We start from the raw sequence: 11,664 nt of genomic DNA, 5'->3' as shown, positions 1-11,664 counted from the left end.
GCGACGCCTGGCACGCGATTCAGCCCGTGCTGCGCAGCCAGACCGTCGTCCACGGCGGCAGCCGGTCGCCGGTGACCGGCGCGGAGCTCAGCAGCAGCTCGCCGGCCGGCAGCGGCCGGGACTCGTCCGACAGGTTGGCCACACACTCCCAGCCGCCCGAGCGGCGGAAGTGCAGGGTGCCCGGGTCCGCCCCGCCGGCCCATTCCAGTGCCTCGTCGCCCACCAGCCGGCGGCGGGTGGCCAGCGCCGTGCGGTAGAGCTCCAGAGGTGCGGACGCCACGCCCTCCTGCGCCTCGACGGACAGCGCGCCCCAGCCCGTGGGCTGCGGCAGCCAGGAGCCGCCGCTGCCGAATCCGTACGAGCTGCCCGCGCGCCGCCACGGCAGCGGCACCCGGCAGCCGTCCCGCCCCTTCAGCGCACCACCGCTCCGGGTCCACACCGGGTCCTGGAGGGTGTCGCGGGAGAGCTCGGCGACTTCGGGCAGGCCCAGTTCCTCGCCCTGGTAGACGTAGGCCGAGCCGGGCAGCGCCAGCATCAGCAGGGTCGCGGCCAGAGCCCGGCGCAGGCCGAACTCCCGGTCCAGCACGGGTTCCTGTCCGTCGGAGAGCAGCCAGGCCTCTTCGTCGCGGCCGTCCGGGAGGCCGTACCGGGAGGCGTGCCGGATCACATCGTGGTTGGAGAGCACCCAGGTCGCGGTCGCCCCGGCCGCCCGTGCGTCGGCGAGCGCGGTGTCGATGGAGGCACGCAGCTCCGCGGCGTCCAGCGGGGCCTTGAGGAAGTCGAAGTTGAAGGCCTGGCCGAGCTCCTGCGGGGTGGCGTAGGCGGTACGGCGGGAGTTGCGCACCCAGGCCTCGGCGACGGCGACCCGGGGCGGGTCGTACTCGTTGAAGACCTTGCGCCAGTCCCGGAAGATGTCATGGACCTCGTCCCGGTCCCAGAAGGGATGACTGCCGTCCTCCGGCAGGTCGCCGGGTGTGTAGCCCTCGACGGTGCCGATGTCGCGGAGCGGTGCGGCCAGGTCCTTCGCCAGACCGTGGGCCACATCGACCCGGAAGCCGTCGACACCGCGGTCGGACCAGAAGCGCAGGGTGGTACGGAAGTCCGCGCGGACCTCGGGGTTGTCCCAGTTGAAGTCGGGCTGCTCGGGGGCGAAGAGGTGGAGGTACCACCAGCCGTCCGGCAGCCGGGTCCAGGCGGGGCCGCCGAAGCAGGAGATCCAGTCGGTGGGCGGCAGTTCACCGTGCTCGCCCTTGCCCTCGCGGAAGACATAGCGCTCCCGCGCGGCGGATCCGGGCTCGGCGCGCAGCGCCTCCTGGAACCACTCGTGCCGGTGGGAGGAGTGGTTGGGCACGATGTCCACCATCACCTTGAGGCCCAGGCGGTGGGCCTCGGCCACCATGGCGTCGAAGTCGTCGAGGGTGCCCAGCCGCGGGTCGACATCGCGGTAGTCGGCGACGTCATAGCCGCCGTCAGCCAGCTCCGAGGGGTAGAAGGGGCTCAGCCAGACGGCGTCCACGCCCAGGCCGGCGAGGTAGGGCAGCCGGGAGGTGATGCCGGGGAGGTCACCGATGCCGTCGCCGTCGGAGTCGGCGAAGCTGCGCGGGTACACCTGATAGACGACGGCCTGCCGCCACCAGTCGGTGGTGTCGCGGGCGGAGTCGAGGTGCTGAGGGGTCACGTGGGGCCTTTCGGGCGGTAGCGGACGCATGGGGGCACCTGGGGGGCCGGGGGTCATCCCTTCACCGCCCCTGAGGTCATGCCCGAGACGATCGAGCGGCGGAAGATCATGACCAGGACGCCGATGGGCACGGTGGCCGCCACGGCCCCCGCGAACAGCGTCCCGTAGGGGACCGTGTACTGGCTGGTGAACAGGGCGATGCCGACCGGAACCGTGCGGTGGCCGTCCTCGCTGTTGAAGGTCAGCGCCAGCAGGAACTCCGCCCAGGTCGCGGTGAAGGTGAAGATGCCCGCGGTGAACAGCCCCGGCCGGGCCAGCGGCGCGATCACGGTCAGCACGGTGCGCAGCGGCCCCGCGCCGTCGACGGTGGCCGCCTCCTCCAGCTCACGGGGGATCCCGACCAGGTAGTTGCGCATGATCCAGATGGCGAACGGCAGATTGAGCGCGACATAGGGCACGATCAGACCGGCGTAGCTGTTGAGCAGCCCCAGTTGCCGCTCCAGCAGGAACAGCGGGACGACCAGCGCGATCGGCGGGAAGACGGACAGCATCAGCAGCGCCGTCATGATGGCGCCGCGGCCGCGCAGCGGGGTGCGGGCCAGGGCGTACCCCGCGAAGAAGGACAGCCCCAGCACGGCGGCCGTCGAAACGGAGGCCACCAGCACGCTGTTGAGCAGATAGCGGCCGATGCCGTTGCGGACGAACGCCTCCGCGTAGTTGCCGAGCGTCGCCGATTCCGGCACCAGGCTGGGCGGGGCGGCGCTGATCTCGCCCGGTCCCTTGAAGGACGACGTGATCATCCAGTAGAGCGGCAGGGTCGACAGCACGACGATCGCCAGACCGCCGAGGTTGACGGCGTTGAGGTACCGGCGGATACCGGATGCCGGTGTACGGCGGCTCATGCCCGCCCTCCTTCGTCGGCCTGCGTCCGGAAGACCCGCAGGAAGAGCAGACAGCAGCCGATCACGATGACCGCGGAGGTGGTGGCCACCGCCGCGCCCCGGCCGATGTCGAGGTTCTGGAAGAGCGTTTTGTAGCCGAGGATCGCCAGGGATTCGGTGGCGGTGCCCGGTCCGCCCTGGGTCAGGACGAACGGCAGGTCGAAGATGCCGAAGGCCTGGAGGATGCGGAAGAGGACGGCGATGGCCATGATCGGCCGCAGCTGCGGCAGGGTCACCTTCCAGAACGTCGTCCAGGCGCCGGCGCCGTCGATCTCCGCCGCCTCGTAGACATCACCGGGAATCAGCATCAGTCCGGCGAGAACGACAATCGCGACAAAGGGCGTGGTCTTCCATACGTCGACCACCACCATGGCGCCCATGGCGGAGGCGGGCTGCCCGAGGATGTCCGGCTGATGGCCGAGGATCTGCTCGAAGAGCCAGGTCAGCCCGCCGTAGGTGCCGTTGAAGAGATATCCCCACAACTGGGCGGCGACGACATTGATCAGGGCCCAGGGCAGCAGCAGGACCGCCAGCACCCAGCCGCGGGCGGCCCCCAGCCGTTCCAGTACGAGCGCCGCCGCGGTGCCGAGCACCAGCTCCAGCAGGACGGTCACGGCGGTGAAGCCGAAGGTGAAGAGGAGCGCGTGGCGCCATTCCGGGCTGCTCAGCAAGGCGGCGTAATGGTCGCCCGTAAGGGACCGGATGCTGAACCCGCCGTACTCCAGGCGGACATCGGCGAAGCTGAGCAGCACCGAGAAGAGCACCGGGAAAACGGTCACGGCGGCGATGGTGAGCAGCGCCGGCGAGGCGAAGAACCAGCCGGTGCGCGCCCGTCGGCGCCGGCTCACCCGGGCCGGGCCGCCGCCGCGCGGTACGGGCCCGCCCGCGCGGCCGGCCGGCTGCGGGGCCGTACGCCGCGGGATGGTGCCGGAGGAGGTCGCGGAGGAGGTAACGGCATTCACAGCGCCCTGCCTTCCAGCGCGGTCCGGATGTCGGCGCGGGCCGCGCGCACGGCCCGGGCGGGGGTGGCCCGGCCGCCGATCACGGCGTTGGCCTGGGTGTAGAGCGCCTTGCTGACCTGGGGGTAGTAGGGGGTCTGCACCGGCCGGGCGACCAGCCGCAGCTCCTTGGCCCGGGTGAGCGTGGGATCGCCGACCCGGCGGGCCTCCGGCCGGGTCAGTACGCCTTCGAGTGCCGGAATCACCCCGGCGTGTTTCAGCAGGATCATCTGCGCCTCTTCTCCGGCGCAGAAGCGGGCGAAGGCGACCGCGGCCCCGAGGTGTTGGGAGTTGGGATTGACGAAATTGCTCCAGCCGCCGGCGCAGCTCACCCCGCGCGGACCGTCGCCGTCGAAGCCGGGGCGGGGTACGACGCCGACCCGGCCGGCCACCTTGGAGACCGACCGGTCGGCCGCGTTACCCCAGGCGTAGGACCAGTTGCGCAGAAAGACGCCGCGGCCGCCGGTGAAGGCGTCCTGGGAGTCCGCTTCCGCGTAGGTGGTGACCGTACGGGGCGTGACCCCGGTCTCGGTGAACTCCCGCATCAGCGCGAAGGCCCGCTCCGCGCCCGGCCCGTTCAGCGCCACCCGGCCCGCGTCGTCCAGTACGGGGGCCTGGGCGTCGGCCAGGAACTCGGTGACATTGCAGGTCAGCGACTCCGACACGGAGCCCTGCCAGAGGAAGCCGTAGGGGGCGTCCCCGGCCCGCTGGATCCTGCGCGCCGTGCGCAGCAGCTCCTCCCAGCTGCGGGGCACCGGCAGACCGTGCTTGGCCAGCAGGTCCTTCCGGTAGAAGAGGAAGGAGTTGTCGGTGAAGAAGGGCAGCGCGTACACGGATCCGCGGTACTCGCTGACCCGGCGCAGGGCGGCCGGATAGTCCTTCCAGAAGTCCTTGGGCAGCAGCGTCTGCACGGGCAGCGCAAGGGAGTTGGCGCCGAACTGGGCCGGCCAGGTGGTGTCGCCGAGGTAGACGTCGGGGGTGGGTGAGGCGCCCGCGAGCTGGGTGGTGACCGCGGCGCGATTGCCGTCGGTGGTGCTGAGGGCGTTCGATTTCCGGACACGGAGGTGCGGATGGCGGCGTTCGAAGGCCCGGATGATCAGGTCGGCCACCACCGGGCCGTTCCGGGAGGGGATTTCGGACACCCACCAGACGAGGGTGGCCGGGGTACGCGGGGCGTGGGCAGCCTGGGTCAGCAGGGTGTCCAAGGGCTTGCCCGCGCAACCGCTGGTGAGCCCGGCTCCGGCGGCGAGACCGCCCGCGAGCAGGGTTCTGCGGCTCAAGGCCATGAGTGCTCCTCACGTCTTGGCTGCCATCGATGACAGCGCTTGCAGGCTAGAAGTGGCCTTGTCGCCAGGTCAACGGCTCGTGAACAACAGATTTCTCTTGGGGATCTTCTGGCAACGCTGTCATCGTCTTTTTGTGCTAGCGTCCCCGGCATGTCCTCAGCTCAGAGCGAGGCCACGATGGCCGATGTGGCCCATCGGGCGGGGGTTTCGGTATCCACCGTTTCGCGCACGCTGCGCGGACTGTCGACGGTCTCGGACACGACCCGTGCCCGGGTGGAGGCGGCGGCCCGCGAGCTGTCCTTCGCGATCACCCGCAGCGCCTCCAGTCTCGTGACCGGCCGCACCGGACGGGTCGCCGTGCTCCTCCCGCATCTGGAGTCGTGGTTCCTGAGCGCGACGCTGTCCGGAATGGCGCCCGCGCTGCGCGAGGCGGGTCTCGACCTGCTGGTCTACAGCGTGGCCGATGTCCGCGAACGCGCCGATTTCTTCGACCGGTTGCCCGCCCGCCGCAATGCCGACGCCCTGCTCGTGGTGAGCTTCGCGCTCACCCCCGCCGAGCGGGCCCGCCTGGACGACCTGGGCATGCCGCTCGTCTTCGTCAGCCAGCACGCCGAGGGGCGCCCCAGTGTCTATGTGGACGACGCGGACGCCGCGCTGCGGGGCACCCGCCATCTGATCAACCTCGGGCACCGGCGGATCGCCTTCCTCCAGACGTCCGACCAGACCGGCTTCGCCTGGAGCAGCAAGAACCGGCTCGCCGGGCATCTGCGGGCCCTCGCCGACGCGGGGCTGGAGCGGGACGACGCGCTCATCATGAGCGTGCCGGGCTGGAAGGGCAGCGGGATGGGCGCGGCGGTGGGCCGGCTGCTGAGCCTCCAGGACCCGCCGACCGCGCTGTTCGCCGAGACCGACGACTTCGCGTTCCGGCTGCTGGCGGCGCTGCGGGAGGCCAACGTCCCGGTCCCCGGCCGGGTTTCGGTCATGGGGTTCGACGACCATGTCATGGCCGGGGTCCTGGGCCTGACGACGCTGGCGCAGCCCGCCGCCGAGATCGGGCGCACCGCCGTACACCTGGCCCGGTCGGTGATCGAGGACTCCGACGGCGCGCACCAGCGCCATATCGTGCTGCCGACCGAACTCGTCCCGCGCGGCAGCACGGCGCCGCCGCCCGCGGGGAGCTGAACGCTGCGCGGACGGTGCCGCGCAGATGCCGTCCGTCGGGTGCGGCCGCCGCGTCGTGGCCGGTCGCGCCGCTCCCAGCGCCCCATCAGGACGCGGCCGCACCGGGCTTCGGCTCGGGAAGCTGACCTAACTGACCTTGCTGACCGCCGCTGACTCTTCACCGGAGTCCGCCCCTCGACTGTCATAGGACTGCACCTCTTCGGTGCACCAGAGACGATCCGGGGGGAACTGATGCTGGACAAGAGTTACCTCGTGCCCTGGGGGAAGCGGGGCAGCCTGTCGACCGACACCGAGGCCGCCGTGCTGGCCGAACTCGTCCACGAGAGCACACCGCTGCCGGCCGGCGCCCGGCGCGAACGGTTCGAGCGCTCCTTCGCCGCCTCGGTCGGCAGCCGGCACGCGATCTCGGTGAACAGCGGAGCGGTCGCCCTCCAGATGGCGATCCGGATGCTCGATCTGGCCCCCGGCGACGAGGTGATCGCCACCCCGCAGACACACCGCGCCACCGTCCAGCCGCTGCTCGACCACGACGTACAGGTCCGGTTCTGCGATATCGACCCCACCACCCTCAATCTCGACCCGGCCGCGCTGGAGGCGCTGATCACCCCGCACACCCGGGCCCTGCTGCTGGTGCACTATGGCGGCTGCCCCGCCGAGATGGACACCGTGATGGCCCTGGCCCGGCGGCACGGCTTCCTGGTGCTGGAGGACTGTGTGCATGCGCTGGGTGCCCGATACCGCGGCCGGAGCCCCGGGTCCCTGGCGGACCTCGCCACCTTCAGCCTCCGGAACGCCAAGTCCAGCACCGCGCTGGGCGAGGGCGGTCTGATCACCTGCGACCGGGACGACTGGGCGGAGCGTCTGCACCGGCTGCGCGCCCCCGACGGGGACACCCGGACCGCGTACCCGCAGCCCGCGGCGGCCGGGCTGCCGGGGACCTCGTACGCCATGCCCCTCCAGCGCGGCTGCTTACGGCGGCCCGGCAGTGACGCGACGATGCCGGAGGTGGTCGCGGCGCTCGGGCAGGCCCAGCTCGCGGGGGTCGAGACGGCCGTGGCACGGCGGCGTGCGCTCGCCGGGCGGCTGGACGAGGTGCTCGGCCGCTACCCGTTCCTCACCCCGCAGTCGGCGCCCGCGCACAGCGCCCACGCCTACCACCTCTACACCTGCCTGGCCGACCACCAGGAGCTGCGCGACCGGCTCGTCCTGGCCCTGGACCGCAGGGGCGTGGAGATCCAGCTGCGCTACTTCCCGCAGCATCTGCTGCCGCAATGGCGCCAGCGCGGGCATCTGCGCGGGGAGTGCCCGGTCGCCGAACGCAGCTGGTTCGAGCAGCATCTCAATCTGCCCTGCCATCCGACCCTGACGCTGCATCAACAGGACTACCTCATCGAGGCGTTGGACGGCGCACTGGCGGAACTGAACGGCGGGGTGCCGGCCCCGGCGGCGCTGCCGGCGACGGTCTGCGGGCCCCGGTAGAGAGGGGCTGGTCCCGGTAGAGCGGGGCGGGTCCCGCCCCGCCGGGGACGCGCGAGGCCGCCGCCCCTGGTGTGGGCGGCGGCGCCCGGTGCGGTGACCAGGGGCGGCAGCTCGTAGCCGAAGACCCGCGTAGCGGGCTGCGTCAGATGACCTGGTCGGCGCGGAGGCGGGCGATCCCGTCGGCGTCGTGTCCCAGCTCGGCCAGGATCGCCTCGGTGTGTGCGCCGACGGCGGGAACCGCGTCCATCCGCGGGTCGGCGCCGGCCAGGTCCACCGGCGGCAGCAGCGCCGGCACGGTCCCGCCGGGAATCGGCACCTCGCGCCAGCGGTCCCGCTCCCGGAGCACCGGGTGGTCGAGGAACTGCGCGACGCTGTTGACTCCGGCGTTGGCGATGCCCGCGGCATCCAGCAGCTTCGTCACCTCATGGCTGTCCGACCGCCGGAACCGCTCCGCCACGATCGCGTTCAGCGCGTCCCGGTGCGTGACCCGGTCCGGGCCGGTGGCGAAGCGCGGATCGTCCACCAGGTCCGGCCGCTCCAGGAACTGCTCGCACAGCGCGGCCCACTCACGCTCGTTCTGGATGGAGAACAGCACCTCCTGGCCGTCGGCCGCGGGATAGGCCCCGTACGGCGCGATGGTCGCGTGCTGAGTGCCGAGGCGCGGCGGCTGGGTGCCGCCGAACCGGGTGTAGTAGGCGGGCTGATGCATCCATTCGGCCAGCGCCTCGAAGAGCGAGACCTCCACGGCCCGCGCGACCCCGCTGACCGCCCGGGTGTACAGGCTGGTCAGGATGCCCGAGTAGGCGTACATCCCGGCGGCTATATCGGCGACCGACACCCCCGCGCGGGCGGACTCCCCGGCGGTCCCGGTGAGCGACACCAGACCGGTCTGGCACTGGATGAGCAGGTCGTACGCCTTGCGGTCGGCCCACGGCCCGGTGGTGCCGTAGCCGGAGACGGTGCAGGGGATCAGTGTGGGGTGCCGCGCCACGAGAGCGGCCGCGTCCAGACCGAGCCGGCCGGCCGCACCCGGGGCCAGGTTCTGCACGAACACATCGGCACCGGCGAGCAGTTGCTCCAGGATCTCCCGTCCACGCGCCGACTTCAGGTCCAGGGTCAGCGACTCCTTCGACCTGTTGAGCCACACGAAATAGCTGGACTCCCCCTGCACCGTGGTGTCGTACCGGCGGGCGAAATCTCCTTCCCCGGGCCGTTCCACCTTGATCACCCGGGCACCGAGGTCCGCCAGCTGGCGGGTGGCGAAGGGAGCCGCCACGGCCTGCTCGACGCTGACGACGGTGATACCGGAGAGCGGAAGCTCGGTCATACGGTGACCTCCAGGGACTGAAGGGAGCGCGGCGGCCCGGCGGCTGCTCCGGGAAGGATGCGGTCCGGCACCCGGTGAGCGCCACCGGGCCGGTGTCATCATGAAGACCTACGGCATCCCGGCGCCGCGCTGCCCCGCTGGTCGCGGCCTTCCTCGCCGACCCGCAGAGCTCTTCACTCCCGGAGGCCGGACCCGTCTGAGGCCCCGTACGGGCGGTCCCGTACCGGCGGGATCTGTCGCGGCGCCCCTCAGCGGAGCGACGGCCCGCCGAGGGCGCTCAGAACTCCCCCTCCCTCTCCCCCTCCACGGCCGGCGTCTCCACGGCCGGGCCGTGCCGCTGCCCCAGCAGCCGCGTACGGAAGAGGTCGAGCACCTCGTCCAGCGCCGCGCGGGTCGGCTGGCCCGGTTCGTCGATGAGGTGCTCGGTCAGTACGGAGTGCGGGGACGGCACGGCGCGGGGATTCGCGGCGGAGTCGTCCAGTTCGACGGCGGTGAACGCCTCGCCGAGTTCGCGGCGCAGAAAGGCGAACCGGTCGCCCGGCACCAGCCGGTCCCCGCAGAACCGGAGCCCGACGACCCGCAGGCCCTCGCGCTCACAGCGCCCCCGGACGGTGGCGAGATCCTCGGCGGAGATATCGATACCGCCGGCCCGGCTCTTGGTGACGGCGAGCGGCAGCGACGGCTGGGACAGGACGGGGGCGAGCAGGCGCTCGTCGGCGGCCATGGCCAGTGCGAAGCCACCGGTGAGACACATACCGACGGCCCCGACGCCGGGGCCGCCGCAATGCTCGTGCTCGTGCGCGGCCAGGGCCCGCAGCCAGGTCACCACGCGGGAGGATTTCCCGGTGGCCAGCACAGTGAACTCCCGGCTGACGCACACCTTGCCTATGGACGAGGCCATATGAAGTCCGGCCTTCAGCCGGCCGATGTGGGCGGGATCGGCATCGCGGCCGGGTCTGCCGAAGAGCACCGGGAGCACGGCGGTACAGCCGATCGCGGCCACCCGTTCCGCGAACTCCAGAACCTTGGGTGTGATCCCCGGTATCTCCGCCAGCACAATCACGGCGGGGCCCGTGCCGCGCCGCAGAATCCGGTGGGTGGTGCCGTCGTGGGTGAAGCTGCCGCGCTCGAAACCGGTCAGGTCATGATCTGCCATGGATACCACCGCTTCGGTCAGTCGCTGCTCGGAGGCTGTTCGATGCCGCTCCCGGCCGGGGCACCTCGCCCACGCCCGGCGCCGCACCAGCGCGAGACTACCCGCGCACGCCGTGCGTAGCGCCCTTTCGGTCCGGCGCCTGCGGTCAACCGGCCCGCGGGCAGGGCGGAGTGATCGTCGGCGCCCACCGGCACGACCGGCGGGCGCGCCCTCGGCACGGGACGCGACGCACACCACCACCGGTCCGCTGCGGCGAAAAGGTTGACCTTGACCGTGCGTCAGGGTTGGAGCCTTGGCGCATGACGACGTGGCCGCAACGGCCGCCCGCGAAAGGACATCCCATGAGTGAAACGGTTGCCATCCCGCACGGCCTCCCCATGGAGCGCGACGCGGGGCCCTTCGCCCCGCCCCGCCAGATCACCCGGCTGCGCGAGGCGCGCCCGGTCAGTCCCCTGGTCTTCCCCGACGGTCACGAGGGCTGGCTCGTCACCGGCTACGAGGCGGCCCGCCAACTCCTGGCCGACACCCGGTTCAGCTCCCGCCAGGACCTCGGCGTCATCCACCTGCCGTACGAGACCCCCGGCATGCCCGCCGCCACCGAGCCGTCCCCGCAGGTGCCGGGCCTGTTCGTCGCCATGGACCCGCCGGACCACACCCGGCTGCGGCGCAAGCTGACCGGCGCCTTCACCGTCAGACGCATGAAACAGCTCGAAGAGCACATCGTCGAGATCGCCGAGCGGCAACTGGACGAGATGGCGCGCCTTACCCCGCCGGTCGACCTGGTCAAGGAGTTCGCGCTGCCGGTGCCCTCGCTGGTCATCTGCGAACTGCTCGGGGTCCCTTACGAGGACCGGGAGAACTTCCAGGTCAACTCCGCCAAGTTCCTGGTCAAGGAGCAGGAACTCGACGAGAAGATGGCCGCGTACGGCGCGATGACCGGGTACCTCGCCGAACTGGTCACGCGCAAACGCGCCGCACCCGGCGAAGACATCCTGTCCGACCTGGCCCGCCATGACGACCTCAGCATCGAGGAACTGACCGGTATCGCCTTCCTGCTGCTGCTCGCGGGCCACGAGACCACCGCCAACATGCTGGCCCTGGGCACCTTCGCGCTCCTGGAGCACCCCGAGCAGCTGGCCGCACTCCGCGCCGCCCCGGACCTGCTCCCCGACGCCGTCGAGGAACTCATGCGCTACCTGTCCGTTGCCGACATCTTCTATCGCTACGCCACGGAGGACATCGAACTCGGCGGGGAAACCATCGGCAAGGGATCGACCGTCATCGTCTCGCTGCTGGCCGCCAACCACGATCCCCAGCGCTTCGACCACCCCGACACCCTGGACATCCACCGCCGGGCCCGCGGCCACCTCTCCTTCGGCCACGGCATCCACCAGTGCCTGGGCCAGCAACTGGCCCGCATAGAGATGCGTGCCGGTTTCGACGGACTGCTGCGCCGCTTCCCGACCCTCCGGCTCGCCATCCCCGCCGACGAGGTGAAACTCAGGACCGACATGAACATCTACGGCGTCCACGAACTGCCGGTCACCTGGACGGAAACGCCCCGGTAGAGGCATCGACCGAGCACGTCACATACAGGAACAGAAGAGGGGAACACCC

Annotated in this window: 9 protein-coding genes; 3 read left to right on the top strand and 6 right to left on the bottom strand. The window is 71.5% G+C overall.

Annotated features, from left to right (window positions below; translation table 11 throughout):
- Nucleotides 1-19: 19 nt before the first annotated feature.
- The 4 genes from AC3EUV_RS17595 to AC3EUV_RS17580 are packed head-to-tail and all read right to left on the bottom strand — an operon-like array spanning nt 20 to nt 4,903.
- The gene (locus AC3EUV_RS17595; protein WP_435603292.1) at nt 20-1,708 is read right to left on the bottom strand and encodes a glycoside hydrolase family 13 protein; all 1,689 of its coding nucleotides are present in this window, start codon (nt 1,706-1,708) and stop codon (nt 20-22) included.
- Nucleotides 1,709-1,731: 23 nt separating this feature from the next.
- Nucleotides 1,732-2,580, bottom strand: coding sequence for a carbohydrate ABC transporter permease (locus AC3EUV_RS17590; RefSeq protein WP_432144048.1), 849 nt, complete (start codon nt 2,578-2,580; stop codon nt 1,732-1,734).
- Nucleotides 2,577-3,581, bottom strand: a complete 1,005-nt coding sequence (locus AC3EUV_RS17585; RefSeq protein WP_432144049.1) for a carbohydrate ABC transporter permease — start codon at nt 3,579-3,581, stop codon at nt 2,577-2,579. Before AC3EUV_RS17585 ends, AC3EUV_RS17590 begins: the two co-directional genes overlap by 4 nt.
- A complete protein-coding gene (locus tag AC3EUV_RS17580; protein WP_435603291.1) occupies nt 3,578-4,903 on the bottom strand; it encodes an extracellular solute-binding protein in 1,326 nt (441 codons plus the stop codon). Before AC3EUV_RS17580 ends, AC3EUV_RS17585 begins: the two co-directional genes overlap by 4 nt.
- A gap of 150 nt (nt 4,904-5,053) precedes the next feature.
- On the opposite strand from AC3EUV_RS17580, the gene AC3EUV_RS17575 reads away from it, so the two are divergent.
- A complete protein-coding gene (locus AC3EUV_RS17575; RefSeq protein WP_432144051.1) occupies nt 5,054-6,085 on the top strand; it encodes a LacI family DNA-binding transcriptional regulator in 1,032 nt (343 codons plus the stop codon).
- Nucleotides 6,086-6,316: 231 nt separating this feature from the next.
- Complete coding sequence (locus AC3EUV_RS17570) at nt 6,317-7,564, top strand: DegT/DnrJ/EryC1/StrS family aminotransferase (RefSeq protein ID WP_435603290.1); 1,248 nt, start codon at nt 6,317-6,319, stop codon at nt 7,562-7,564.
- 142 nt (nt 7,565-7,706) lie between these two features.
- On the opposite strand, the gene AC3EUV_RS17565 is transcribed toward AC3EUV_RS17570, so the two are convergent.
- Together AC3EUV_RS17565 and AC3EUV_RS17560 are read right to left on the bottom strand one after the other, a co-directional pair.
- On the bottom strand, nt 7,707-8,891 hold the full coding sequence (locus AC3EUV_RS17565) for a CaiB/BaiF CoA transferase family protein (RefSeq protein ID WP_432144053.1): 1,185 nt from the start codon (nt 8,889-8,891) through the stop codon (nt 7,707-7,709).
- Between the two features lie 277 nt (nt 8,892-9,168).
- Nucleotides 9,169-10,047 (bottom strand): dienelactone hydrolase family protein, encoded by an 879-nt coding sequence (locus AC3EUV_RS17560; protein ID WP_432144054.1) that lies wholly within the window; start codon nt 10,045-10,047, stop codon nt 9,169-9,171.
- A 341-nt stretch (nt 10,048-10,388) separates the two neighbouring features.
- On the opposite strand from AC3EUV_RS17560, the gene AC3EUV_RS17555 reads away from it, so the two are divergent.
- On the top strand, nt 10,389-11,615 hold the full coding sequence (locus AC3EUV_RS17555; protein ID WP_432144055.1) for a cytochrome P450: 1,227 nt from the start codon (nt 10,389-10,391) through the stop codon (nt 11,613-11,615).
- The last annotated feature ends 49 nt before the right edge of the window (nt 11,616-11,664 follow it).

The organism is Streptomyces sp. bgisy130, from assembly GCF_057708345.1.
The sequence above is the reverse complement of the archived record's forward strand: the minus strand, read 5'-3'. Positions and strand labels throughout refer to the sequence as shown.

What these genes read in the sequence shown, in the direction of transcription:
- AC3EUV_RS17595 (WP_435603292.1), bottom strand. Translation starts at nt 1,708, where the DNA reads ATGCGTCCGCTACCGCCCGAAAGGCCCCACGTGACCCCTCAGCACCTC.
- AC3EUV_RS17590 (WP_432144048.1), bottom strand. Translation starts at nt 2,580, where the DNA reads ATGAGCCGCCGTACACCGGCATCCGGTATCCGCCGGTACCTCAACGCC.
- AC3EUV_RS17580 (WP_435603291.1), bottom strand. Translation starts at nt 4,903, where the DNA reads ATGGCCTTGAGCCGCAGAACCCTGCTCGCGGGCGGTCTCGCCGCCGGA.
- AC3EUV_RS17575 (WP_432144051.1), top strand. Translation starts at nt 5,054, where the DNA reads ATGTCCTCAGCTCAGAGCGAGGCCACGATGGCCGATGTGGCCCATCGG.
- AC3EUV_RS17570 (WP_435603290.1), top strand. Translation starts at nt 6,317, where the DNA reads ATGCTGGACAAGAGTTACCTCGTGCCCTGGGGGAAGCGGGGCAGCCTG.
- AC3EUV_RS17565 (WP_432144053.1), bottom strand. Translation starts at nt 8,891, where the DNA reads ATGACCGAGCTTCCGCTCTCCGGTATCACCGTCGTCAGCGTCGAGCAG.
- AC3EUV_RS17560 (WP_432144054.1), bottom strand. Translation starts at nt 10,047, where the DNA reads ATGGCAGATCATGACCTGACCGGTTTCGAGCGCGGCAGCTTCACCCAC.
- AC3EUV_RS17555 (WP_432144055.1), top strand. Translation starts at nt 10,389, where the DNA reads ATGAGTGAAACGGTTGCCATCCCGCACGGCCTCCCCATGGAGCGCGAC.